A 23,575-nucleotide genomic window follows, 5' to 3' on the forward strand; every position below is an offset into this window, starting at 1 on the left:
ACGTTTCCCCGGCTTCCCGGTTCTGTGGCCGGAAGAGTGAGAGGAGTGCCGGGTTTTTCGTGACGGGTTTTAGGTCGAGAGAGAGGCTCTCGGCGCCCGTCGCGGAGACTACCCGATGGCTACTGCAGTTCAGAAGATCACCCTCAGCGCCTCGCGCGACATTCCCTTCAACAAGCTGGTGCTCAGCCAGTCCAACGTCCGGCGCGTGAAGGCCGGCGTCTCGATCGAGGACCTGTCCGAGGACATCGCCCGGCGCGGCTTGCTTCAGGGCCTCAACGTCCGACCGATACTCGATGCCGATGGCGTCGAGACCGGCATGTTCGAGGTTCCGGCCGGCGGGCGCCGCTATCGCGCGCTCGAACGCCTCGTCAAGCAAAAGCGCCTCGCCAAGACCGCGCCGGTGCCGTGCCTCCCGAAAGCCGCCGACGCCGCCACCACGGCCGAGGAGGACTCGCTGGCCGAGAACATCCAGCGCGTAGCGTTGCATCCGCTCGACCAGTTCCGCGCCTTTCAGGCGATGCGCGAGAAGGGCCAGCCCGAGGAGGACATCGCCGCGGCCTTCTTTGTCCCAGTCAATGTCGTGAAGCAGCGCCTGCGCCTCGCCGCCGTGGCTCCCAGCCTCCTCGACCTCTACGCCGAGGACGGCATGACGCTGGAGCAGCTCATGGCCTTCACAGTCACGCACGACCACGCCCGTCAGGCGCAGGTCTGGGAGGTGATCCAGCGCTCCTACAGCAAGGAGGCCTATCAAATCCGCCGCATGCTGACGGAGACGACGGTCCACGCCGCCGACAAGCGCGCGCAGTTCGTCGGCCTGGACGCCTACGCCGAGGCTGGCGGCGTCATAATGCGCGACCTGTTCCAGAACGACGATGGCGGCTGGCTGGAGGATGTCGCACTCCTTGACCGCCTGGTCGCCGACAAGCTTAAGGCGGAGGCCGAAGCCGTCGCCGCCGAGGGGTGGAAGTGGATTTCGGTCGCCGTCGAGACGCCCTACGGCTACGACCACGGCCTGCGCGAGCTCCCCGGCGCGAGCGCCGATCTCAGCGCCGAGGAACAGGCAACGATCGAAGCGCTGAACGCCGAATACGCCAAGCTCGAAGCCGAGTATGAAGGCGCCGACGAGCTGCCGGACGAAGTGGATGAACGGCTTGGCGAGATCGAGACGGCGCTGGCCGCCTTCGACGACCGCCCTGTCATCTACGACCCCAGCGACATCGTCCGTGCCGGCGTGTTCGTCAGCATCGACGGCGACGGCAAGCTGTCGGTCGATCGCGGCTACGTTCGCCCCGAGGACGAGGCGCCGGTCACGGTGGATGGCGAAGGCGATACCGACGCCGAGGGCATCGCGCCCGCCGCATCCGATCCTTCGGCGCCCGTCGTCCAGGGTGCGGTCATCACGATCGGCGGCCAGGCCGAACCGGAGGAGGACGAGGACGACGCCATCAAGCCGCTGCCCGAGCGTCTGCTCATCGAGCTGACCGCGCATCGGACGTTGGCCTTGCGCGACGCCCTCGCCAACAATCCGCACGTCACCCTGACGGCGCTGCTGCACAAGTTGGTGCTCGACACCTTCCAGCGGACCGCGTCGTCTGGCGGATGCCTGGAGGCCTCGGTTCGGCACGTCTTCTTCTCCGTTCAGGCGCCCGACCTGAAGGACAGCCCGTCGGCCAAGGCCATCGCCGCGCGGCAGGACGACTGGAAGACGGACCTGCCGACCGGCGAGGACGAGCTGTGGGACTGGCTGGTCGCCCTCGATGACGCCAGCCGTTCCGCGTTGCTCGCGCATTGCGTCTCCTCCGGCGTCAACGCCCTCTATGAGAAGGTCGACCGCTACGGCGGCGCCGGCCTGTCGCAGCACGGCCTCGAACGCCGCCTTAAGCACGCCGATCGCCTGGCCCGCGCCGTTGGTCTCGACATGGTGGACGCTGGTTGGCGGCCCACCGTCGACAACTATCTCGGCCGCGTCACCAAGCCCCGCATCCTCGAGGCGGTGCGCGAAGCAAAGGGCGAGCAATCGGCGCAGCTCATCGACCACCTCAAGAAGGGCGACATGGCCCGGGAAGCCGAACGGCTGCTCGACGGCTCCAACTGGTTGCCCGAGCCGCTGCGCCTGATCGACGCTGACGCCGGCGCCGATATGCCGGCCGGCGAGATCGAGGCTCTACCCAACTTCCTCGCCGCCAAGGACGAAGAGCCTGCCGTCGAAGTCGAGGCGGATCAGTCGCACATGATCGCGGCCGAATAGTCCACCGCCAGCGAGGGCGGCCCCGGTCGCCCTCCATTCCTCCATCTCGATCCAACCGAAAGCCCGGCACCCTGCGCGACAGGGCCGCCGGGCTTTCGCCGTTTCAGGAGCTTTTCCAATGGCTGACTTCTTCACTCATTTCTGGTGTCTGCTGGATGTCGGTACGCCCGACAACGCCGCCCGCGCGCTCGACCTCTATCGCGTCTTTGCCGAGGAAGCCGCTCGCGAAGACCCGCCGTCGGAGGACTTTCGACTGTCGATCCACCCCGACCACGGCGGCTCGAAACTGTGGATGTACGATGAGACGACAGGAGATCCGCAGCAGGTGATCGACTTTGCGTTTCGCTGCGCCGTCGCCTTTGGTCTCAAGGGCCGCTGGGGTTTCCGTTGGGCCAACACCTGCTCGCGGCCACGTCTCAACGCCTTCGGCGGCGGCGCCCACATCCTCGATCTCGGTGACCGCTCGACCGTCGCGTGGATCGCCACCCATGGTTGGCTCGCCGACACACTTTCCGGGGGCCGGCGATGAGCATCCCCGACCACGCCCGCACGAACTTCGTGACACTGCTGCGCGCCGCTGAAGGCGGCAATCTCGCCCTGATGGAATGCCAGCCGCGACGAGCGGATCACGTGGTGGCGCGGCTCAGGGCCGCGGCCTGAGAGGAAGAGGGATGCCGGGACAGGTTTGAGCCGACGGGGTCGAGAGAGAGCGTCCCGCGGTTCGATCCGTCCCCGCTCTCCCAAGGCTCCACACCATGATGACTTCTTCCGCTGTCGCGTCCGCCATTCCGGCCGCACGCCTTCCTGCGGCGCTCGACGACACTGACCCCGCCGCTCGCATTCTTGCGGCCGCACGGCTCATGCTCCCCGATCTCGAGCAGGGCCGTCGCATCGACGCAGCCATGCTGCGTAAAGCGATGCAGACCGCTTTCGGCGCCTCCGACGCGGCCGGCGCCTGGGACTGGAAGACCGCTTACGACGCCTGCGAGGCGGCAACGGTCCTGTTCCTGCGCAAGTTTGGCCCGGCGATCCGCGCCAAAGCCGCGTCGCCCACCGCCATGCTGCCGATGCTCGGCAAGCTCGCGGGCCTTCTCCCCACCCACACCCGACGCTCCGAGGAGAGCCAGACGTTCCAGCAGTTCTCGACACCGATCGCATTGGGGCTCACGGCGAGCGTTGCCGCGGCTATCACACCGGCCGACCGCGTGCTGGAGCCTTCGGCCGGCAGCGGCCTGCTCGCCATTCTGGCCGAGCTTGCCGGTGGATCGCTTATCCTCAACGAGCTGGCGGAGACACGCGCCGGGCTGCTCGGCCACCTGTTCCCGGCCATCCCCGTGACCCGCTTCGATGCGGCGCAGATCGACGATCATCTCGATGCTGGTCTCGTTCCCAGCGTCGTGCTGATGAACCCGCCCTTCTCGGTCATGGCGAATGTCGACGGCCGGATGGCGGACGCCGCGCTTCGCCATCTCGCATCGGCCCTGTCCCGCCTCGCCGACGGTGGCCGCTTGGTCGCGATCACCGGGTCGAGCTTCTCACCCGATAACCCGACTTGGCGAGATGCGTTCGTGCGGCTGCAGGAACGCGGACGCGTCGTGTTCTCGGCCGCCATCGACGGGTCGGTATACGCCAAGCACGGGACGACCATCGACACCCGCCTGACCGTGGTCGACAAGGCTGCGGCCGATGATGCGACCATGTTTCCAACATCGCCTGGCGTTGCGCCGGATGTCGCAACGCTGCTGGGCTGGATCGAAAGCCACGTTCCGGCTCGGCTTCCTGTCGCACCGTCCGTCGTCATCGCCTCGGTCGCACCTTCGGTCATGCCCCGAACGGTCCGCGCCTACGCCACGCACCCGTCGTTCGGCTCGGCGGCGATGGTTGAGCCAGAAGGCGTCGAATTCGCCTATGAGCCCGTGGACTGGAAGCCGGACGAAGGCGGCCGGATCACCGAGTCGCTGTATGAAGAATACGGATTGCAGGCGATCCGTATTCCCGGCTCTCAGGCCCATCCCACCAAACTTGTGCAGTCGGCGGCGATGGCCTCGGTCGCACCCCCGACCCCGAGCTATCGCCCACATTTGCCGCCCGCCGTTGTCAGCGACGGCCTGCTCTCCGACGCGCAGCTCGAAAGCGTGATCTATGCCGGCGAGGCCCACGACACCCTTCTCGCCGGATCATGGACGGTCGACGAGACCTTCGACCTCGTCTCGGCCGCGCGCGACGACGCTGACAACGCCGTCCGTTTCCGCCGAGGCTGGTTTCTCGGGGATGGCACGGGTGCCGGCAAGGGCCGCCAGATCGCAGGCGTCCTGCTCGACAACTGGCTGAAAGGCCGCCGTCGGGCCGTCTGGGTGTCGAAGTCCGACAAGCTGATCGAGGATGCTCAACGCGACTGGTCGGCGCTCGGCATGGAGCGCCTGCTGGTCACGCCGCTCTCGCGTTTTCGCCAGGGCACACCGATCCGGCTGGCGGAAGGCGTCCTATTCACCACCTACGCCACGCTGCGCTCCGACGCGCGCGACGAGAAGGTTTCGCGCGTCCGACAAATCGTCGACTGGTTGGGCTCCGACTTCGATGGGGTGATCATCTTCGACGAGAGCCACGCCATGCAGAACGCCGCCGGTGGCCAAAGGGGCGATAAGCGCGAGCGCGGCGACCAGGCCGCTTCGCAGCAGGGCCGTGCGGGATTGCGCCTCCAGCACGCGCTGCCGAATGCGCGCATCGTTTATGTCTCGGCGACCGGTGCGACGACCGTGCACAACCTCGCCTACGCCCAGCGCCTCGGCCTCTGGGGCGGCGAGGATTTCCCCTTTGCCACACGGGCAGAATTCGTCGAGGCGATCGAGGCCGGCGGCGTCGCGGCGATGGAGGTGCTCGCGCGCGATCTTCGGGCGCTCGGCCTCTACGCAGCTCGGTCACTTTCTTACGAGGGCGTTGAATACGAGTTGCTCGAGCACACGCTGACCGACGAACAGGTCCGCATCTATGACACCTATGCCGGGGCGTTCGGCATCATCCACAACAACCTCGATGCGGCGATGCAGGCGGCGAACATCACCGGCTCGACCGGGACCCTGAATGCTCAGGCCAAGTCCGCCGCGCGTTCGGCCTTCGAAAGCGCCAAGCAGCGCTTTTTCTCCCACCTGATTACCAGCATGAAGACACCGTCGTTGATCCGGTCGATCGAGCGCGATCTGGAAGAGGGCCACGCCGCCGTCATCCAGATCGTTTCCACCGGCGAGGCGCTGATGGAACGACGCCTGGCCGAGATCCCGACCGAAGATTGGGGCGACGTCCAGATCGACATCACGCCGCGGGAGTATGTCCTCGACTATCTCGCCCATTCATTCCCGGTGCCGCTCTACGAGCCGTTCACCGATAGCGAGGGCAAGTTGTCATCGCGGCCGGTCTATTGCGACGGCCAACCGGTCGAGAGCCGCGAGGCTGTCGCCCGGCGTGACCGATTGATCGAGCGGCTGGCGTCGCTGACGCCGGTTCCCGGCGCGCTCGACCAGATTGTCCAGCGCTTCGGCACCGATCTGGTGGCCGAGGTGACGGGTCGCTCGCGGCGCATCATCCGCAAGACCGGCGCCGGCGGCGTCGACCGCCTGATGGTAGAGACTCGTGCCGGCTCCGCCAATCTCGCCGAGACGCAGGCGTTCATGGATGATGCCAAGCGCATCCTCGTGTTTTCGGAGGCAGGTGGAACCGGGCGCAGCTATCACGCCGAGCTGTCGGCGAAGAACCGCCGGCTGCGGGTTCACTATCTGCTCGAGGCGGGGTGGAAGGCGGACGCCGCCATCCAGGGGCTCGGTCGCACCAATCGCACGAACCAGCAACAACCGCCGCTGTTTCGGCCGATCGCGACCAACGTCAAGGCCGAGAAACGCTTCCTCTCGACCATCGCCCGTCGGCTCGACACCCTCGGCGCCATCACCAAGGGCCAGCGCCAGACCGGCGGCCAGGGCCTGTTCCGGCCCGAGGACAATCTGGAGAGCCAGTATGCCCGCGATGCTCTGCGCCAGCTCTACCTGTTGCTGGTGCGGGGCAAGGTCGAGGGCTGCTCACTGCAGATGTTCGAGGATGCGACCGGCCTGTCACTGATGGATTCGGGCGGCATCAAGGATGAGCTGCCGCCGATCACGACCTTCCTCAACCGGTTGCTGGCTCTCACCATCGACCTGCAGAACATCCTGTTCACGGCGTTCGAGCAATTGCTGTCCTCTCGCATCGAGGGAGCTATCGCGTCGGGCGTCTATGACGTCGGGCTGGAGACCCTGACCGCCGAGAGCTTCGTCGTCACCGACCGTCAGGCGATCTACACCCATCCGGGCACCTCCGCCGAGACCCGGCTTCTCACCATCACCCAGCGCGAGCGCAACCGGCCGGTCACGCTCGACGAAGCGCTGAACCACCTCACCGATTCCCGAGCGGTGCTGCTCATCAACGGGCAGTCGGGTCGCGCCGCCGTGCAGGTTCCGACCAGCAGCCTGATGCTCGACGACGGCGAGGTCGAACGCCGCGTCCGGCTCATCCGACCGATGGAGCATCCCGCCATGCCGCTGGCGATGATGCCGCAGACCCATTGGGTCGAAGCCGACCGCCAGGTGTTCGATCGCGCCTGGGAGGCGGAACTGACGGAGGTGCCGACGTTTACCGACAGCACCATCCACATTGTCTCCGGGTTGTTGCTGCCGATCTGGAAGCGCCTGCCGACCGAGTCGACGCGCGTCTATCGTCTCCAGACCGACACCGGCGAGCGCATCGTCGGGCGGCGCGTCTCCCCCGCCTGGGTCGCGGGTGCGACTGCAACGGGCAGCAGCACCTTGAGCCCCGAAGACGCTTTCACGGCGCTGATGGATGGCAAGACCATCCTCGATCTCGCCGAGGAGCTCCAGCTTCGCAGGGTCCGTGTCATGGGCGTGAACCGGATCGAACTGTCCGGCTTCACCGACACGATGCGCGATCGCCTGCGCACCTATGGCCTGTTCCACGAGATCATCTCCTGGAAGCTGCGCATGTTCGTGCCGACCGACGCCGCTGGCCCCGCCATACTGGCGAAAGTGCTCGAACGCTATCCGCTCGCGCGGATCGCCGAACGGGAGGCGGCATGATGGCCCGCGACGCTTCCGATCTGGCGCAACGTCTCGGCCGCGACGCCGAGGCCGTCTGCCGCGAATATCTCTCCAACGGTCGGCGCGAAGGCCGCTACTGGCTGGTCGGCGACGTCCAGAACAATCCGGGCCGCTCGATGTTCGTCCGGCTGAAGGGAGCCGAGTCCGGCAAGGGCGCAGCCGGCAAATGGACCGACGCCGCAACCGGCGAGCATGGCGATCTGCTCGATGTCATCCGTGAAAGCTGCGGCCTGCTCGACTTCAAGGATGTCACCGACGAGGCCCGACGCTTCCTCAGCCTGCCCCAACCCGAGCCCGGCCCTCAGCCGCAGCCCCGGCCGTCATCCGCACCGGCGGGATCGCCGGAATCAGCACGGCGGCTGATTTCCATGTCGCAGCCGATTACGGGCACCATCGTGGAGACGTATCTGCGCAAACGCGGCATTACGGCTTTGCACGGAACCGGGGCCCTGCGCTTCCATCCACGCTGCTACTATCGCCCGGACAGCTTCAGCCCGACCGAGACCTGGCCGGCGATGATCGCGTCCGTCAACGATCTCGACAACCGGATCACAGGGGCGCACCGCACATGGCTGTCGCCCGACGGAAGCGGCAAGGCGCCGATCGACACGCCGAGGCGGGCGATGGGAGACCTTCTCGGGAACGCCGTCCGGTTCGACCGCGCTACGCACGTCATGGCGGCCGGGGAAGGCATCGAGACCATGCTGTCGCTACGAATGGCACTCCCTCACATGCCGATGGTGGCGGCGCTCTCGGCTGCACATCTCGCCGCCATCCTGTTCCCGGCGACGCTGCGACGGCTCTACATCGCTCGCGACGACGATCCTGCCGGCGATCACGCGATGGCATGCCTGGTCGAACGGGCGCAGGCGGTCGGAATCGAGGCGATCACCCTGTCGCCACGGCTCGGGGACTTCAACGAGGATCTCCGCACGCTCGGCATCGATGCGCTTCGGGCGGCGGTGCGGGTTCAGATCGCACCGGAAGACGTCGCCCGCTTCATGCAGATTGCGGCATAGGTCGAAACGGGAACGTGAAGTGAGGGTCGTGGCCGGTGTCTCGCATCGGCTACGGGCCCCTCCACGTGCCATCGAAAGAGCCGCGACCACGGCCTTCTGAGAGGGCGATCGGGGCGGCAAGCGGTCCCGACCGGCAATGGCTGCGCCCGGCTATTTTCCGCCGCCCTTTCCACCCCACGCGGCAAGCCGCGCGGGGACCCCGACTTCGGGCTTTGCAGCGCGAAACAAAATAGCCGGCCTTCGCCATCCTCCGCTGACGCTCCGGCCCTGCGCGTCGCTCCGGGTGCAGGTCGGGACCGCCAGCCGCCTTTCGTCGCCATGAAGGCCGCGGCGGTCGCGGTCACCCGACGAAGGACGAGCCCCATGACAGCCGATCTCGACGACACCTACGAACCTCACCACGCTTCTTCCCCCACCGACCACCTCCTGTCCGAACTGCAGCTTTACGGCTACCGCCCCTTTCAGGACGAACCCGACCCGAGGCCGCTTCCCGAGGGCAACGTCGTCGCCGGCGCCATCGCCGATATCTTCGACGCCCTGATCACGAGCATGGGTGAAACCCGCCTCGAACCCGACCTCGACGAAATCCTTTGGTCGACCGTCAATCTCTTCCACCGCGCCACCGCCCGGATCGAGCGCGAGCTGGACGACAACGAGCAGGCGCAACGTCGCGGCCAACGCGAACAGGATGGCTCCGAGGTGAAGTCGGTCGAGCTGGAGCGCCACATCGCCGAGGGACAGACCCTGCTCGAACGCCGCGACGCCTTCGAGCTGATGCGTGACCAGGCCGCCGAGCAATTCGAGCGCCACACCCGCTCACCCTGGCGGCCGCGCTCCGGATCAATGGTCAATCACCGTGCACTGACCTCGGCGATGATCGACAGCCGCGACTTCCTGACCGCCAGGCGTCGGGCAGAAACCGAGGTGATGCTACCGACCGGGCCAAAGGTTGCCTTCACTGGCGGACTCGACGTCAACGATCACCGGCTGATCTGGGAGACGCTCGACAAGGTCCACGCCAAGCATCCGGACATGGTTCTGTTGCACGGTGGCTCGCCCAAGGGCGCCGAACTGATCGCTGCGAAGTGGGCCGACACGCGCAAAGTGCCACAGGTCGCCTTCAAGCCCGACTGGACGAAGCACGCCAAGGCCGCGCCGTTCAAGCGCAACGACGCCATGCTCGACGTTCTGCCGATCGGCGTCATCGTCTTCCCGGGCACCGGCATCCAGGACAATTTCGCCGACAAGGCCCGCAAGCTCGGCATCAAGCTGTTCGACTTCCGCAAGAGAGGCGGCGCGTGAGCGCCGTCGTCTCACAACATCTCCGGCCGGAACTGGGATCTCCGGCTAATGATCTTGCCGGACACCATGAATACGCCGTCACCAGTGTAGTGCAGCGTTTCGGGATGTTTCGGCGACGCCGCGACATGAGCCTTCACCACTTCGAAGATGAAGAAGTTATATTTTTCGACCAGCGCATCGTCGTGCAAGCGGCATTCGAAGCTTGCATGGCATTCGCGGATCAGCGGCGCTCCGACTTCATGGGCGTCCTCGGCCGTTAGGCCGAACTCCGTGAACTTGTCGATCTCGGCGCCGGACGTGTTGCCGATGCCGACCACCGTGTCCGTGAGCTTCGTCGTCGGCAGGTTGATGACGCATTCGCAGCTGTTTCTGATCATCTGGAAGCTGTGATTGCCGCTCGAGATCAAGCAGCCGACGAGCGAAGGCGTGAACTCCATGACCGTCTGCCAGCCCAGCGTCATGATGTTGGTCTTTCCCTCCCACGCCGACGACACCAGTACGATCGGACCCGGTTCCAGATAGCGCCGCATCTGGCCCACCGGCAGGTCGTTCTTCTCATATCGCTTTGTCATCGCCCGTCCTGTCCGCCGTTGATCTCGCCGATACTGTAGCCACCGTGGCTGCGGCATCACGACCAAGAGCGCGGCAGGTCAGCTCCCGACCGAAGCATCGTCGAGGGCCTACCCCAAGGCTCCTGAGATGGACGGAAAACCACCCCCGCTTCCAAATGCGCTGATCCTTGATCCAGTCGAGGGCCTGACGCCATCAACCCGTGAAGGGTCGGCTATGCGAGCATGCCGCCGCTTCGGCTATTCCTCGCGGTGATCGCGGCCCTCGGCTGGACACATCGGGCGCCTGTCGCGCGGGGGATGGCCCCCGCCTCCAAGACAGGAGCCGGAACAATGTCCCTCAATGACGCACACGCCTTCGCATTCAGCCTCGCCACCACCCTCATGGTCGCCATCATCATCTTTCAGGCCGGCGACGGCAGCCTCGGCGTCATGCCAGCCAACGAGTACGACGGCGATACAGCCGCCATCGTGCACGAGTTCGACCCTTTCGCCCCCTGACCGAGGCCGGCTTCGCCGTGGAAGTGGAAGTCCCACCGGATTTCCGCTCCCGCCGCCGCTCATCTTCGGCTATATTCAGCATTGCGCCGTGGTGGTGGTGGAGGCGCGACCGTTCGACCCTTTGTCACGGAGACCACCATCCTGATCGCCCTCGGTATTCTTGCTTCAGTCGCCGGCATCGGCTTCTTCTGTTGGCTTCTATTCACACTCGCCGTTTACGCGCTGCCCTTCTTTGCCGGCGTCACCGTTGGCCTATGGGCCTACGATACCGGCGCCGGACCCATTGGTGGGGTGCTGATCGGCGCCTTTGCGGCAGGGGTGACGTGGGGCGTGGCCCAGGTCATCTTCACGTCCGTCCGTTCAGTGTGGATCCGCTTGGCGATCGCCCTCGCCTTCGCAGCTCCGGCCGCCGTCGCCGGCTATCACGCGACCTTGGCCTCACCAAACTCACCATGCCCTCCGAAGGCTGGCAAATCGCCTTCTCGGTGATCGGCGCGGTCGCCGTTGGCGCAACAGCCTGGACGCGCCTAGTCGCGATGGCCCCGCCTGGTCAATCCGGGCACGCGCTCGCACGGCGCTGATCGTCAATCCTGGCGACGGGCACGTCCAGACAAGGCGCGCTGCCGCATCATCCTGTCCTGGGAAGTGTAACGGTTGTCGCCGCCATGAATCGGATTCGAACCCACTTCACATCTCACCTTCGCGGCAAGTGGTGGAGGCTGAAGTCCGGCCGTTCGACGACATCGTGCCCGGCTTACTAATCCGGTACGAGGGAGCTTCTGACGCGCTGGCCGGATGGAGGGCGATGCAGGCGCGGGCTCCGGCCTGTGTGGGTGCGTCACCGACGCGCCGCGTGCCAGGTCCGTTACGGGTCAAGTTGGTGGGCCAAGTCTCCTTTGACGGTCCTCTGTCGGGTCGCGCGCTCCCCTGCCGCCTCTCAACGGCTTGATCTGGCCGAAGGTCGGCTGCGTCTCGATCGCCTATGACGCAACGGCGCCGATCGACTTTCTTCCCCTGCCGGCTGCGCCGTCATTCCTCGCGAAACAACAAAGTCGCCTGTCGCCGTCCTCCGCTCACGCTGCGGTCGCAAGCGATGCGCCGTCGATCGCCTCCGGCCTGCCGATCGCCATCGAGGCCGCGATGGGCGCGGGCTCGAAACAAGAGAGCAACGGAGACTTATCATGGCGACCATCGGCACCTTCAAGAAGACCAGCACCAACGAGTTCGCCGGCGAGATCATCACCCTCAGCGTCCAGGCCAAGGGCGTCCGCATCGTCCCTGAAGCCAGCCAAACCAGCGAGAACGCCCCTTCCCACCGGGTCTTCGTGGGCCGCGCGGAAATCGGCGCCGCTTGGGCCAAGCGTTCCACCGAGGGCCGCGACTATCTGGGTGTGAAGCTGGACGATCCGAGCTTCAATGCTCCGATCTACGCCAATCTCTTCGACGACGAGGACGAAGGCCACAGCCTCATCTGGTCCCGCCCCACTCGCCGCAACGGCGACTGAGGCCCGCGACGCCCCGTCCGTCAGACCGGGCGGGGCCTAGCTCTTTCAGGGCGACCGAATCAGGCCGGGATCGGATCGGCACCAGAAGGCCCACACAGGCAGTTTCTGCTGTTCGATCGTGGGTAAGGCGACTATTATAGTTGTTTTCGTGGTGCGCGTAGCTGAGTCCGTAGGAGGTGATCATGCATGATCACCGCCCGACAGACGCGGGCCGCGCGCGCGTTGCTTGGTTGGAATCAGGAGACGCTCGCTGACAAGGCCCTGGTATCGCTGACCGCGCTCAAGCGCCTTGAGTCCGCCAACGCGCTCAAGGTGCATGAATCGACGCGCGATCAGGTGCGCAGGACGCTTGAAGCAGCCGGCATCGTTCTCTTGACCTCCGACCGAGGCGAGGGAGTCATGATTGTCCGAACTTCCATCAACAGCGCGGCGCCCTAACGCTCGGCCCTGTCTGGGACCATCCCTTCGGAGATCGCAAGCTGGACGATTATCGTCCGTTCGTCGCCGCCCCATACCGTTCCGAAATATTCGGATGGTCAAAGCATCCCAACCCCGGCTTCAGGACGATTGTAGAGGAGCGCTATGACGCAAAATGATTTCAAAGACGAACCGCCGGAGAGCGTGACGCTCACCGCGTATGATCGACAGCATATGAAAACCTACATCCGCTTGCTCGATGCCGAGGCGGACGGTGCCGACTGGCGTGAGGCCGTTTCCGTTCTCTTCGGTCTGGATCCTGACCGCGAGCCGGGGCGGGCCCGCCGTGTCCACGACACCCATCTCGCCCGTGCCCGCTGGATGACCGAGCACGGCTATCGTGAGCTTGTCCGAGAAGGCCGGCACTGACCCCGGAGGAGTGCGTCTCACGCAACGGATGGTGCGTCGGCCGGGACTTTACCAAGCGTTTGCAACCGGGAATCGTATCGGCCGGTCCATGCACCATCCATGCGAGCCCGGGAGACCGCCGATGAAGCCTGACACGTCTCGATGGCGATCCTCATCGACTTACGATTACTTGGACGACCTCATCCCATCAGATCTTGCGTGGGAGTGGTTGCGGCGCAACGCCGAATACCAGCGCGACTATGCCGAGATCGAACGTCGCCCTCGCGCTGCCACGCAGCTGACGAACCTGGCGAGGTTGCGGTGGGGCGTGCGATTTCCCTGTCCGCCCCGCTTTCGCTGCCACCGAGCAGCCTGTGTTCTGGGCGCCGGAAGCCGATCCCGGCACGGTCATGCTGACGGCCGCGCCACTGCTTCCTGGCCGCGAAGGCACGCCGCCGGCTGACCTCGATCCCGTCGCTGCGCGCCTCGGAGACGACGGCCTGCACATCGTTCACGGCGTAGGTTTTGCCGCCATCCATGTTCAGCTGCTGGGCGACGCACGGCCGGGTCAACCGCTCACAGCGCTCGTGCCGCTCGATGGCGATGCACTCGACCGGCTGGAGGCGCTCGCCCGCCTGATACGCGGTCTGCACCGGCCGCCCGCGCCGCCCGACATGCGCCTGACGGCGCAGCGCCGGCGCCGCCTCAAGCACATGCTCCAGGCACTCGACGGGAAGACGTCGGGGGCGAGTTACCGCGAAATCGCCGAAGTCATCTTCGGCGCGGACCGCGTCGCGTCCGATCCGTGGAAGACCTCGGCCTTACGGGATGCCACCATCCGCCTCGTCCGCGACGGCCGCGGGATGATCGACGGCGGCTACCGCCAGCTCCTGCATCGACGCCGGGCCTGACGCGCTCCCGTGCCCCTGAGCGAGGGGTGCGATTTTGCGACCATCATCTTCGCCCTCCCCTCTCGCGGCAGTCCTCCGCCAACGTGGCCCTCGCTCGCCGTCGATGTTCGGCGCTGCGAACCGAACCCACGGAGGCCGATCATGTCCGCCAATCCCACCGGCGTGCCGCAACGATTTCTCAGAACGCCTGAAGCAGCGCGCTTCCTAGGCCTGTCCGGCCGGACGCTGGAGAAGCACCGCACCTACGGCACTGGACCTGCCTACCGCAAGCTCGGCGGCCGCGTCGTCTATGCCGTCGAGGACCTCCAGTCCTGGGCCGACCTCGGCGCGAAGAGCTCCACGTCTGATCCCGGCCGCGGCACCGTCCTTCCGGCCAAGCGCCACGACGTCCTGCCGCCGGCGTTCGCCGGTCGCGCGGGTCGCTGATCGTCGGACGGCTTCCACCATGCCGGCACGACCTCGCCCGACATCCGAGCGCGAACAGCTCGACCTGTTTCGCGCGCTTCCCGGCGATCTCGCGCCTCGCGACGCGCAGGACCTCATGGCCTATCCGTTCTTCTCTCTCGCCAAGTCGAAGCGCCTGGCGCCGATCGACTTCAAGGCAGGATCGATCGTCATCCGCGTCGAGGCCGTGCCCGAGCACGGCATGGCCACCATCTGGGACGCCGACGTGCTGATCTGGGCCGCCAGTCAGATCGTCGAGGCGCGCGACGCTGGCCTGCGACCGTCGCGGCTGATGGGCGCGACGCCCTATGAGATTTTGAACTTCATCGGCCGCGGCGTCGGCTCACGCGACTACGACCGCCTCAAGGCCGCGCTGGACCGGCTGCAATCCACCACCATCGCGACCTCGATCCGCCAGCCGACCGAACGGCGGATGCACCGCTTCTCCTGGATCAACGAGTGGAAGGAGAGGGCCGACCATCGCGGCCGGCCGCTCGGCCTCGAGCTGATCGTGCCCGACTGGTTCTACGCCGCCGTCCTCGATGACGCGCTCGTCCTGACCATCGACCGCGCCTACTTCGACCTCACCGGCGGTCTGGAGCGCTGGCTCTATCGCCTCGTGCGTAAGCATGGTGGTCGCCAGGAGTTCGGCTGGAGCTTCGACTTCATCCACCTCCACGCCAAGTCGGGCTCGCTCTCGCCCCTGAAGCACTTCGCCTACGACCTGCGCGACATCGTCCGGCGCCAGGCTCTGCCGGGCTATCGGCTGACGATCGAGCAGCCGGCCCACGGGCCCGACCGCCTCTCCTTCGCTCCGACCGGCCTGCCGTCCTTCGGCACGCCGCGACGTCGCCGCGCCAATACTCGCCCTGGGGATAAGCTGTGAATCGTCTCGTGCTATCGGGGACCGCGCCTGTCGTGCCATCGGGGACCCGATCCTCGTGCTATCGGGGACCGGAATCGCTGATTCCGTTCGCAAACTCAGAGGCTTGCGGCCCCTGTAACTTCTCTAACGTAGATTCCTACGGAATCTTTCTAACGCACCCCGCGTTTTGCCCACCTGCGGATAACCGTCATGCGACGGCCGGAAGCGCGTCATGATCGTCGCGCTCCTTAATCAGAAGGGCGGCGTCGGCAAGACGACGCTGGCGCTCCACCTCGCCGGGGAATGGGCCGGGAAGGGAAAGCGCGTCACGCTGATCGACGCGGACCCTCAAGGATCTGCGCTCGACTGGTCTGAGCAACGCGCCCGGGAGGGCCTGCCGCGCCTGTTCGGCGTCGTCGGCCTCGCCCGTGACACGCTCCACCGCGAGGCGCCGGAGCTGGCGGGAGGCGTCGACCACGTCGTCATCGACGGACCGCCGCGCGTCGCCGGGCTGATGCGCTCGGCGCTTCTCGCCGCCGATCTCATCCTGATCCCGGTACAGCCGTCTCCCTTTGACGGTTGGGCGTCGGCGGAGATGCTGCGGCTGGTCGAGGAGGCTCGCGTCTACCGTCCCCAGCTCGCCGTCCGCTTTCTGCTGAACCGCTGCGCCGCGCGCACGGTCATCGCCCGCGAGACCGCCGAGACCCTGGCCGAGCACGACCCGCCGGTTCTCTCTACGACGATCGGCCAGCGCGTCACCTTCGCCGATACGGCACGGTCCGGGCGCCTCGTCTCCGAGAACGATCACGGTGATCGGGCCGCGCGCGAGATCGCGGCTCTCACCAACGAAATCGAACGGCTCGCGCCATGACCAGACCGTCTCCGAAACGCGACTTCGCCAGCCGTCCCGGCGATCCCGAGAACTGGGTCAGGACGGCGGCCGAAGCTGCACCGTCGCGAGCGAAAGGTGACGCTTTCACTGCCCGGCTGACGATCGACGTCACCCCCGAGCTTCGCGGTCGCATCAAGATCGCCGCGTTCCAGCGCGGCGTGACGGTCGCCGACATGCTGCGCGAGCTGCTCGCGCGCGAATTCCCGGACCCATCAGGAGACACATCATGAACTCCAGTGCGCCGCCGCCGGCGAGCGCCGGTCGAACATCCGCGACCGCCGCTGCGCCATTCTCCACCCATGTCGAGCTGACCTGGCACGAGAAGAAGATCGAGCACTGGATCCGCTTCGGTCATCACACCCATGAGCAGATCCTCGATCGTCGCCGGCGTATCGTCAGCTTCGCGCCGGAAACCGTGTTCGCGTTCGTCCGCTGGGCGTCGAACGATTTCGGGACGATCCTCTCGCGCCTCGACATCGTGCGCGCGATCGGTCCTGGCGAGCCCTTCCAGACGCTGCCGTTCGTCCGTCCCGGTGGCGAGATTCTCCTGCGCGCCGACGGCTGGCCCAAGGTGGAGCGGGTGCTCCAGGCGATCGACGCGGTGGACGCGCTGGGGCTCGATCCGGCCGACACGCCGCCTGATCACTGGCGTCACGTCCACAACCGGCTGACCGCCGGCCACGAGCCGCGCGCCTACACGCTCGAACGCCATGAAGCCTGGCTCAAGCGCCGCAGGGCGGAGCCATGACGCGTCTCGCCTGGGCCTTCGCGACCCTCGTCGCGACCACCGGTATCGCCGCTTCAACGCTGGTTTACACACCGACCAAGCTCATCTGGAACGCTTCCGCCAGCACGCCGATCGGCCTCTACGCGGTGCAGCCGATCGAACGGCTGGAGGTCACCGATCTCGTCGCCGTCGATGCACCGGAGCCGTTGGCCAGCTTCCTCGCCGATGGCGGGTATCTGCCGCCTGGTGTGCCGCTCCTGAAGCGCGTCGTCGGCCTGCCGCGACAACAGGTTTGCCGCGTCGGCGTCACCATTACGGTGGATCACGTCGAGATGGGACAGGCGCGCGAGACCGACCGGCTCGGCCGCGCGATGCCTGATTGGCAGGGCTGCCACCGCATCGCCGCGGGCGAAGTCTTCCTGATGAACCCGGACGTCTCGGACAGCCTCGACGGGCGCTATTTCGGTCCACTCCCGGCCAGCTCGATCATCGGCCGCGCCGTTCCCCTTTGGACCGACGAAGACGGCCAGGGCCGCTTCGAATGGCGCGCGAAGACCCGTTGAATCCGCACTGATCAACACCTCAACCCCTTCCACCGCTAGCAGAAAGGACAACCCATGGCACAGATTGGACAGTTCATCCGCACCGAGACCGGCTATTCCGGCCGCATTCGGACCATGAGTCTGGACGCCGAACTCACCCTCGTTCCGGCCGAACCGTCGGACGCTGAGAACGCGCCGGACTACCGCATCCATGTCGGCGACGACGATGGCCCCGAGACTGGGGCCGGCTGGAAGCGCGTCGGCGAGAAAGCAGGCGACTACGTCTCGCTGGCGATCGACGACCCCGCGCTCCCGCTACCGATCCGGGCCAACCTGTTCCGGTCCGATCCCGACGGAGGCACCTGGTTTTTGCACTGGAGCCGCTCATTCAAGCGCGGCGAGCGAGATTGAGAGATGTCGCTCGACGCAAAATCTCGCCGTCGCGCGCCCGCCGGACTGGCGCGTGCCGCTCGCCCGGCTGCGCTCCTTCTCCTTTCCAGCTTTCTCTCGGCAGCCGCACCGCCGGTCGCCACACTCGCGCAGAGTGCGCCGGTGGAACGACTGGCTCCGGCCGATCCCTACGCCGCCCACATCGCCGAAGCCTCGCACCGCTTCGGCATTCCGGTCGCGTGGATTCGCGCCGTCATGCGCGTCGAAAGCGCCGGTCGGGTGCGGGCGATCTCCTCGGCCGGCGCCATGGGGTTGATGCAGGTCATGCCGGAGACCTGGGCAGAGCTACGCGCGCGTTACGGTCTGGGCGGTGATCCTTACGACCCGCGCGACAACATCATGGCGGGCGCGGCGTATCTGCGTGAGATGCACGACCGCTACAGATCGCCTGGCTTCCTGGCTGCCTACAATGCCGGCCCCAGACGCTACGAACAGCATCTCGCGGGCCGTCCCCTGCCGGCGGAGACGCGGGCGTATCTCTCAACGCTGGCCCCTCTCGTCGGCGGCGATGACATCCCGTCCTCGGTCGTCGTGGCCACCGTCGATCCCGATACCTGGAGACGCTCGCCGCTGTTCGTGGGTCGCGCGGCCGGCGCCGCGACGGCGAATTCTGTGGAGGTCGATGGTCAATCGGAAGCTGCTTCGGCGGCGACACTCGTTGCCGATTCGGCTACCACCGCGCCCCAGCCGGAGGGGCTGTTCGTGGCTCGGTCAGACTGGGGACGACCGCGATGAGCACGGAGTCCTGGCATCTCGCTGTGGCGGGGACCAGCGGGTCATGGAGTGTGTTGAGGCGGGATGTCGGGAGCACGACCGTAGGATGGCAAGATAAAAGAGGCTCGCCGCTCGTCCTCCAAGCCATTGACATAGCTTGTCTTTCGGCGTGCCTGTCGGTCGGGGCGCGTGCCGCGATCAAGGAGTTCTCCAAAGATTTCAATGGAGTTTCCGGCACTGTTCGCCGCAGGCTCCTATCGGCAGTGCGGCCATGAGCGAGGGAGACGGCGATTTTCGCGTCCGACCAGGGCGCATCCGCAGCACCCGCGCGCCGAGGCCCAAGAGCTTCGTTCACCAGGTTCTGCGCGCCGCCAGGCGTGCCGGCCATACCGACGGCGCGCCCAGCTCGGCGGGGAAGAGCGGCCGCTTGCCGGTTCTGGGCTACTCCAGCTTCGGCCGCGGCCGGATCAACTTCAGCCGCAACCGACTCTTCTCCCCTAGTCGTCGCGTCGTGGTCGCCGCGCGGATCGCCCGGCATTCGGGGCGCGCCTTTCGCTCCGCGCCGTTGTCCACGCACCTGTCCTATCTCAAGCGCGACGGCGTGACCCGAGATGGCGAGACGGCCGTGATGTTCGACGCCGGCAGCGACCGCGCCGACGACATGGCCTTTGCCGAGCGCTCCAGGGACGATCGGCACCATTTCCGCTTCATTGTCTCGCCCGAGGACGCTGGCGAGATGACGGACCTTCGCGCCTTCACGCGCGACCTCGCCAAGCAGATGGAAGCCGATCTCGGCTCGCGGCTCGACTGGGTGGCCCTCGATCACTGGAATACCGACAACCCTCACATCCATCTGTTGGTGCGCGGCGTCGACGACGCCGGTGCGGATCTCGTGATCTCGCGCGACTATATCAGCCGTGGGCTGCGCTCACGCGCCGAGGAGTTGGTGTCGATCGAGCTCGGCCCCCGACCCGAGCGCGATGTCCGCAACGCGCTGGAGATGGAGATCAGCGCCGAGCGCTGGACGCGGCTCGATGTGGAGATCCGCATCGCCGCCGACGAGACGGGCTACATCGACCTGCGCCCCGAGGCGACCGGCGCCGCCGATCCCGAATCTCGCCGGCTGATGATCGGGCGGGTCCAGCATCTGGAGAAAATGGGTCTCGCCGCCCCCGCCGGTCCCGGCGAATGGATGGTCGGCCTGGAAGCTGAGCGCTCGCTCCGCGAGCTCGGCATGCGCAGCGACATCATCAAGACGATGCACCGCGCCTTCACCGAGCATGGACAAGATCGCGGCATCGCCGACTATGTGATCGACGTAGATGCGGCAGGCGCGCCCATCATCGGGCGGCTAGTCGACAAGGGCCTTCAGAACGAGCTGACGGGCGAGGCCTATGCCGTCATCAATGGTACCGACGGCCGCGCGCACCATTTCCGCTTCCGCGGCATCGAGGCGTTCGAGCATGCACCACCGATCGGCGGCATCGTCGAGGTCCGCCGCTTCGGCGGACCCGAGGACGAACGGCCAACGCTCGTGCTCGCTAATCGCTCGGACTTCGACCTGAACCACCAGATCACGGCGCCGGGCGCGACCTGGCTCGATCATCGACTGGTCGAACGTGAGCCAACGCCGCTCGCGATGGGCGGGTTCGGTCGCGAAGTTCGCGAAGCGATGTCCGCCCGCGCGGATCACCTCGCCGAGGAGGGTCTTGCCCGCCGGCAAGGCCAGCGCGTGATCCTTCAGCGCGATCTCCTGAACACTCTGCGCCGCCGCGAATTGGACGCGAGCGCGGCGCGACTCTCGGCCGACACCGGACTGCCGCATCTGAAGACGGCCGCAGGCGAGCATGTCTCGGGCACCTACCGGCAGCGTCTAACCCTCACGTCCGGTCGCTTCGCGATGGTCGACAACGGCCTCGGCTTCCAGCTCGTGCCGTGGTCGCCGCCGCTCGAGAAAAAACTCGGCCAGCACATCACCGGCGTCGTCAACGATGGCGGCATCGAATGGAGCCTCGGCCGCAAACGAGGACTGGCACTGTAAGTGCCCAGTGTCGCGAAGGGGTCAGAAGAGTCCATCGGCGGAGATCCGCTCGGCGCCAGGAGGGGAAGTTCGGTAGCCTCTCTCTGAAGACAGCAACTGCGCCCGAGCGGATCTTCGCAAGGGTAGTGTCCGCGCTGGTGGTGGAAAATCGGACGTCAGAAGGTGTGACGGAGGTGGCCACCGGAATGGCCGGCTAAGGTGGAGTTGCGAGACTTCAACCTGACCGGAGCACCCGATGACCGAGGACAGACTACCGCTAGCCGAGCTTTTGGCGAAAGCCGGAGACGGCGATTTCCTGAGGACGATTGCCGAGAGCGTGATGCAGCTTCTCATGGAGGCCGACGTGGAGGGCATGATCGGCGCCGGGCGTCATGAACGCACCCTTGAGCGGGCGACCTATCGCAACGGCTATCGCGACCGCTCGCTCGACACGCGGCTCGGCTCGTTGCAGCTTCGCATTCCCAAGCTTCGGCAGGGCAGCTACTTCCCGCCGTTTCTGGAGCCGAGGAAGCTCTCGGAAAAGGCGCTTGTCGCCGTCATCCAAGAGGCTTGGATCAGTGGCGTTTCCACGCGTCGGGTCGACGATCTGGTGCAGGCCATGGGACTATCGGGGATCGGCAAGAGCACGGTGTCGAAGCTGTGCAAGGACATCGACGAGCGCGTCGGTGGCTTTCTCGATCGCCCTCTCACCGGCGACTGGCCCTATCTCTGGCTGGACGCGACCTACCTCAAGCAGCGCGAGGGCGGGCGCATCGTCTCGGTCGCGGCTATAATCGCCGTGGCGGTCAACACGGACGGCAAGCGCGAGATCGTGGGCCTCCACATCGGGCCCTCGGAAGCGGAGACCTTCTGGTCGACCTTCCTCAAGAGCCTCGTGCGCCGGGGCCTTTCGGGCGTGAAGCTCGTGATCTCGGATGCTCACGAAGGGCTGAAGGCGGCCATTCGCCGGGTGTTCAGCGCTTCCTGGCAGCGCTGCCGCGTCCATTGGATGCGCAACGCCTTGTCCTATGTCCCGAAGGCGCAGCAGAGCATGGCGGCAGCGGCCCTGCGCCAGGCCTTCATCCAGCCCGATCGCGCCGGCGCCGCCCAAGCGTTGCGCCACGTCGCCGACCAGCTCCGGGCAAAGTGTCCCAAGCTCGGCACTTTCATCGACGACAGCGAGACCGACGTGCTGGCGCATCTGGACTTCCCCAGCCAGCACCGGACCCGGATTCATTCGACGAATTCCTTGGAGCGCCTGAACAAGGAGGTGAAGCGACGCGCCGATGTCGTCGGCATCTTCCCGAACGAGGGCTCCATCATCCGCCTCATCGGCGCCGTCCTCCTCGAGGCCAACGACGAATGGCAGACGCAGAACCGCTATATGCAGACCGAACCCATGGCCGAACTCATGGCCACCGACACCAAGCCAGAAACCGTCCGCATTTCCACCGCAGCCGCCTGAAACGGAGCCGCTTCAGTTACACCCCAATTTCCACCACGTTGACGGACGCGACCTTCGCAAGTTGGACGGCATCAAATGCCTTCTGACAAGAAATCACATCCGTGAGCCAGCTTCGACAGGCCCAGCTCTTAACCGTAGTCGGACTACGCATCATATTGGCGTAGTCCGACTACGAAGCAGGTTATGGTGGACCGAACGGTCGTTGCCCGGGTGAAGCGTCAGCGCGAGTACCGTGCGGCAGAAGGCTGGGAACAGGTAACCGTATGGGTGCCGACCGAAGCCGATGCCGAAGACATTCGAAAACTCGCCCGGGAGAGGCGAGAACGCGCCGAAGCGCTCCAAGGGCTCAGTCAGGAGGTAAAGATAGTGAGTCCCGAAACAGAAGCCCGCATCGCAGCGGCGATCGCGGAACACGGGTCGGCGGCCTACAACACACCTTCAGGAGCAGTGCTCGACCTGATGACCCAGCTTGCCGCTGAGGATGATCTGCCAAGTTTTTCGCGAGCAGTTATTATCCTCGCCCGGGCAAAGCCGGCAAACGCGGCCTTTGTCACGGCCGCTGTCCCGCCGAAAGTCTCGAACTTCCTTATCCGCCACCGTAGCATCAGTCCTGCGGCCCTGATGACGTGGACGAACGAGCACTCCGGCTGGGCGGATGAGTTGAAAGAAGCCGTTCGAAAGCCAGATCAGTTCGAACGTGTCGTTGAGGCTATGGTGGAGGCCATCAAGCGCGAAACCTCAAACATTGATGCCACAATGGAGGTGTCTGAACCTAATTAAGCGCTCTGCCGTGCAGGCTGGCGCTTTTTTTGCCATCAGAGGGATCGATGTTAGCATTTATCGATCTAATCCGAGACTGAGCAGGCATGTCCCGTTCAGAGCTTGTTTCGACTACTGGCGCGGGCTTAGGCTTCCTTGGTGGAGTTCTTCTCGCATATGCTGATTCCCGAGAGATGACGCAGGCCGAGAACCTGAACGCGCTGCCAGATGCGACCGACATGGTGATGGCGCTCGACCGGCTGCAGGCGATAGCCCCGGCGGTCGAACGCGTCAACCTCGTCGTCGCCTGGTTCCCGGCTCGGGAGACCGCCTTCGCAACTGAGTCCCCGCCTGCACGTGAAGTGCTGGCCGACAGCCGCACAGTGAAGGGCGGCGGAGCGGCCGGTGTCGCGACGCTGGGCGCGGCGGGCGTCGAGCTGGCGCAGAATATCCTCACCGAGACGCTGTCAGCCGGTCTGCCGCTCGTGCCCTATCTCGACACGCTCCGATGGGTGTTCGTCGCCGTCGCGCTCGCGGGCATCGCCGTGACGATCCACGCCCGCCTCGATGACTGGCGGCGGGGGCAGCGGCCGGGCGATTTTTTTTCGAGGATCCTCTTGAAGCTCTAGTTGCTGTAGCTCGCATGTTTCCGCACACAGACTGATTCTGGAGAGAAACC

24 protein-coding genes and 1 pseudogene are annotated in these 23,575 nt (G+C 66.0%); 24 read left to right on the plus strand and 1 reads right to left on the minus strand.

All coding sequences use genetic code 11. The features are described from left to right. The first annotated feature begins 115 nt into the window (after positions 1–115). The 6 genes and pseudogenes from ING15_RS15050 to ING15_RS15070 all read left to right on the plus strand — a co-directional run bounded on the left by ING15_RS15050 (position 116) and on the right by ING15_RS15070 (position 9,707). A complete protein-coding gene (locus ING15_RS15050) occupies positions 116–2,248 on the plus strand; it encodes a ParB/RepB/Spo0J family partition protein (RefSeq protein WP_206455660.1) in 2,133 nt (710 codons plus the stop codon). Positions 2,249–2,366: 118 nt separating this feature from the next. Further along, entirely contained in the window at positions 2,367–2,777 is a 411-nt protein-coding gene (locus tag ING15_RS15055) for a hypothetical protein (RefSeq protein WP_206455661.1), read from the plus strand. After that, positions 2,774–2,857, plus strand: a pseudogene (locus tag ING15_RS19550) (DUF6117 family protein); the annotation flags it as partial. The gene ING15_RS15055 and the pseudogene ING15_RS19550, both read left to right, overlap by 4 nt. Positions 2,858–3,006: 149 nt before the next feature. Beyond that, a complete protein-coding gene (locus ING15_RS15060; protein ID WP_206455727.1) occupies positions 3,007–7,365 on the plus strand; it encodes a strawberry notch-like NTP hydrolase domain-containing protein in 4,359 nt (1,452 codons plus the stop codon). Further along, positions 7,362–8,405: a DUF7146 domain-containing protein gene (locus ING15_RS15065; protein ID WP_206455662.1), complete on the plus strand. Its 1,044-nt coding sequence runs from the start codon at positions 7,362–7,364 to the stop codon at positions 8,403–8,405. Before ING15_RS15060 ends, ING15_RS15065 begins: the two co-directional genes overlap by 4 nt. A gap of 363 nt (positions 8,406–8,768) precedes the next feature. Then, positions 8,769–9,707: a DUF2493 domain-containing protein gene (locus tag ING15_RS15070; RefSeq protein WP_206455663.1), complete on the plus strand. Its 939-nt coding sequence runs from the start codon at positions 8,769–8,771 to the stop codon at positions 9,705–9,707. 11 nt (positions 9,708–9,718) lie between these two features. Here the strand turns inward: ING15_RS15070 and ING15_RS15075 are convergent, their stop codons facing one another. After that, entirely contained in the window at positions 9,719–10,279 is a 561-nt protein-coding gene (locus ING15_RS15075) for a flavin reductase family protein (RefSeq protein ID WP_206455664.1), read from the minus strand. 330 nt (positions 10,280–10,609) lie between these two features. Here ING15_RS15075 and ING15_RS15080 point away from each other — a divergent pair, with 330 nt between their 5' ends. The 18 genes from ING15_RS15080 (at position 10,610) to ING15_RS15160 (ending at position 23,525) form a co-directional block, all read left to right on the plus strand. Further along, positions 10,610–10,777: a hypothetical protein gene (locus ING15_RS15080; RefSeq protein ID WP_206455665.1), complete on the plus strand. Its 168-nt coding sequence runs from the start codon at positions 10,610–10,612 to the stop codon at positions 10,775–10,777. Between the two features lie 1,181 nt (positions 10,778–11,958). Beyond that, a complete protein-coding gene (locus ING15_RS15085) occupies positions 11,959–12,282 on the plus strand; it encodes a DUF736 domain-containing protein (RefSeq protein WP_206455666.1) in 324 nt (107 codons plus the stop codon). Positions 12,283–12,468: 186 nt separating this feature from the next. Then, on the plus strand, positions 12,469–12,720 hold the full coding sequence (locus ING15_RS15090; RefSeq protein ID WP_206455667.1) for a helix-turn-helix domain-containing protein: 252 nt from the start codon (positions 12,469–12,471) through the stop codon (positions 12,718–12,720). Between the two features lie 144 nt (positions 12,721–12,864). Next, positions 12,865–13,128, plus strand: a complete 264-nt coding sequence (locus tag ING15_RS15095) for a DNA -binding domain-containing protein (protein ID WP_206455668.1) — start codon at positions 12,865–12,867, stop codon at positions 13,126–13,128. Positions 13,129–13,249: 121 nt separating this feature from the next. Further along, on the plus strand, positions 13,250–13,570 hold the full coding sequence (locus ING15_RS19560; protein ID WP_232845792.1) for a transcriptional regulator domain-containing protein: 321 nt from the start codon (positions 13,250–13,252) through the stop codon (positions 13,568–13,570). Then, complete coding sequence (locus ING15_RS15100) at positions 13,482–14,018, plus strand: DUF2285 domain-containing protein (protein WP_332873839.1); 537 nt, start codon at positions 13,482–13,484, stop codon at positions 14,016–14,018. Before ING15_RS19560 ends, ING15_RS15100 begins: the two co-directional genes overlap by 89 nt. Positions 14,019–14,159: 141 nt before the next feature. Beyond that, positions 14,160–14,444, plus strand: coding sequence for a helix-turn-helix transcriptional regulator (locus ING15_RS15105; RefSeq protein ID WP_206455669.1), 285 nt, complete (start codon positions 14,160–14,162; stop codon positions 14,442–14,444). A gap of 19 nt (positions 14,445–14,463) precedes the next feature. Then, positions 14,464–15,348, plus strand: a complete 885-nt coding sequence (locus ING15_RS15110) for a replication initiator protein A (protein ID WP_206455670.1) — start codon at positions 14,464–14,466, stop codon at positions 15,346–15,348. Between the two features lie 211 nt (positions 15,349–15,559). Beyond that, complete coding sequence (gene parA / locus ING15_RS15115) at positions 15,560–16,198, plus strand: ParA family partition ATPase (protein WP_206455671.1); 639 nt, start codon at positions 15,560–15,562, stop codon at positions 16,196–16,198. Further along, on the plus strand, positions 16,195–16,449 hold the full coding sequence (locus ING15_RS15120) for a ribbon-helix-helix protein (RefSeq protein ID WP_206455672.1): 255 nt from the start codon (positions 16,195–16,197) through the stop codon (positions 16,447–16,449). Before parA ends, ING15_RS15120 begins: the two co-directional genes overlap by 4 nt. After that, on the plus strand, positions 16,446–16,967 hold the full coding sequence (locus tag ING15_RS15125; RefSeq protein WP_206455673.1) for a DUF2840 domain-containing protein: 522 nt from the start codon (positions 16,446–16,448) through the stop codon (positions 16,965–16,967). The genes ING15_RS15120 and ING15_RS15125 overlap by 4 nt, the downstream gene beginning before the upstream one ends. Beyond that, the gene (locus tag ING15_RS15130; RefSeq protein WP_206455674.1) at positions 16,964–17,509 is read left to right on the plus strand and encodes a S26 family signal peptidase; all 546 of its coding nucleotides are present in this window, start codon (positions 16,964–16,966) and stop codon (positions 17,507–17,509) included. Before ING15_RS15125 ends, ING15_RS15130 begins: the two co-directional genes overlap by 4 nt. A 54-nt stretch (positions 17,510–17,563) precedes the next feature. Next, positions 17,564–17,899 (plus strand): DUF736 domain-containing protein, encoded by a 336-nt coding sequence (locus ING15_RS15135; protein ID WP_206455675.1) that lies wholly within the window; start codon positions 17,564–17,566, stop codon positions 17,897–17,899. Between the two features lie 3 nt (positions 17,900–17,902). After that, positions 17,903–18,673, plus strand: a complete 771-nt coding sequence (locus ING15_RS15140) for a lytic transglycosylase domain-containing protein (RefSeq protein ID WP_206455676.1) — start codon at positions 17,903–17,905, stop codon at positions 18,671–18,673. A gap of 250 nt (positions 18,674–18,923) precedes the next feature. Then, positions 18,924–20,693, plus strand: a complete 1,770-nt coding sequence (locus ING15_RS15145) for a relaxase/mobilization nuclease domain-containing protein (protein WP_206455677.1) — start codon at positions 18,924–18,926, stop codon at positions 20,691–20,693. 235 nt (positions 20,694–20,928) lie between these two features. Continuing rightward, on the plus strand, positions 20,929–22,137 hold the full coding sequence (locus ING15_RS15150; protein WP_206455678.1) for an IS256 family transposase: 1,209 nt from the start codon (positions 20,929–20,931) through the stop codon (positions 22,135–22,137). Between the two features lie 183 nt (positions 22,138–22,320). Next, on the plus strand, positions 22,321–22,917 hold the full coding sequence (locus tag ING15_RS15155; protein WP_206455679.1) for a hypothetical protein: 597 nt from the start codon (positions 22,321–22,323) through the stop codon (positions 22,915–22,917). Between the two features lie 173 nt (positions 22,918–23,090). Continuing rightward, a complete protein-coding gene (locus ING15_RS15160) occupies positions 23,091–23,525 on the plus strand; it encodes a hypothetical protein (RefSeq protein ID WP_206455680.1) in 435 nt (144 codons plus the stop codon). Positions 23,526–23,575: the final 50 nt, after the last annotated feature.

The sequence above is a fragment of the Aurantimonas marina genome, assembly GCF_017183135.1.
In the GTDB taxonomy this organism is placed as follows: Bacteria; Pseudomonadota; Alphaproteobacteria; order Rhizobiales; family Rhizobiaceae; genus Aurantimonas; species Aurantimonas marina.

Bases quoted from the DNA above. Each gene is read 5' to 3' on its own strand.
- ING15_RS15090 (WP_206455667.1), top strand. From the start codon at position 12,469: ATGATCACCGCCCGACAGACGCGGGCCGCGCGCGCGTTGCTTGGTTGG.
- ING15_RS15125 (WP_206455673.1), top strand. From the start codon at position 16,446: ATGAACTCCAGTGCGCCGCCGCCGGCGAGCGCCGGTCGAACATCCGCG.
- ING15_RS15085 (WP_206455666.1), top strand. From the start codon at position 11,959: ATGGCGACCATCGGCACCTTCAAGAAGACCAGCACCAACGAGTTCGCC.
- ING15_RS15150 (WP_206455678.1), top strand. From the start codon at position 20,929: ATGACCGAGGACAGACTACCGCTAGCCGAGCTTTTGGCGAAAGCCGGA.
- ING15_RS19560 (WP_232845792.1), top strand. From the start codon at position 13,250: ATGAAGCCTGACACGTCTCGATGGCGATCCTCATCGACTTACGATTAC.
- ING15_RS15065 (WP_206455662.1), top strand. From the start codon at position 7,362: ATGATGGCCCGCGACGCTTCCGATCTGGCGCAACGTCTCGGCCGCGAC.
- ING15_RS15055 (WP_206455661.1), top strand. From the start codon at position 2,367: ATGGCTGACTTCTTCACTCATTTCTGGTGTCTGCTGGATGTCGGTACG.
- ING15_RS15145 (WP_206455677.1), top strand. From the start codon at position 18,924: ATGAGCGAGGGAGACGGCGATTTTCGCGTCCGACCAGGGCGCATCCGC.
- ING15_RS15140 (WP_206455676.1), top strand. From the start codon at position 17,903: ATGTCGCTCGACGCAAAATCTCGCCGTCGCGCGCCCGCCGGACTGGCG.
- ING15_RS15075 (WP_206455664.1), bottom strand. From the start codon at position 10,279: ATGACAAAGCGATATGAGAAGAACGACCTGCCGGTGGGCCAGATGCGG.
- ING15_RS15080 (WP_206455665.1), top strand. From the start codon at position 10,610: ATGTCCCTCAATGACGCACACGCCTTCGCATTCAGCCTCGCCACCACC.
- ING15_RS15095 (WP_206455668.1), top strand. From the start codon at position 12,865: ATGACGCAAAATGATTTCAAAGACGAACCGCCGGAGAGCGTGACGCTC.
- ING15_RS15130 (WP_206455674.1), top strand. From the start codon at position 16,964: ATGACGCGTCTCGCCTGGGCCTTCGCGACCCTCGTCGCGACCACCGGT.
- ING15_RS15070 (WP_206455663.1), top strand. From the start codon at position 8,769: ATGACAGCCGATCTCGACGACACCTACGAACCTCACCACGCTTCTTCC.
- ING15_RS15155 (WP_206455679.1), top strand. From the start codon at position 22,321: ATGGTGGACCGAACGGTCGTTGCCCGGGTGAAGCGTCAGCGCGAGTAC.
- ING15_RS15120 (WP_206455672.1), top strand. From the start codon at position 16,195: ATGACCAGACCGTCTCCGAAACGCGACTTCGCCAGCCGTCCCGGCGAT.
- ING15_RS15135 (WP_206455675.1), top strand. From the start codon at position 17,564: ATGGCACAGATTGGACAGTTCATCCGCACCGAGACCGGCTATTCCGGC.
- ING15_RS15050 (WP_206455660.1), top strand. From the start codon at position 116: ATGGCTACTGCAGTTCAGAAGATCACCCTCAGCGCCTCGCGCGACATT.
- ING15_RS15060 (WP_206455727.1), top strand. From the start codon at position 3,007: ATGACTTCTTCCGCTGTCGCGTCCGCCATTCCGGCCGCACGCCTTCCT.
- ING15_RS15160 (WP_206455680.1), top strand. From the start codon at position 23,091: ATGACGCAGGCCGAGAACCTGAACGCGCTGCCAGATGCGACCGACATG.
- ING15_RS15105 (WP_206455669.1), top strand. From the start codon at position 14,160: ATGTCCGCCAATCCCACCGGCGTGCCGCAACGATTTCTCAGAACGCCT.
- ING15_RS15110 (WP_206455670.1), top strand. From the start codon at position 14,464: ATGCCGGCACGACCTCGCCCGACATCCGAGCGCGAACAGCTCGACCTG.
- parA (WP_206455671.1), top strand. From the start codon at position 15,560: ATGATCGTCGCGCTCCTTAATCAGAAGGGCGGCGTCGGCAAGACGACG.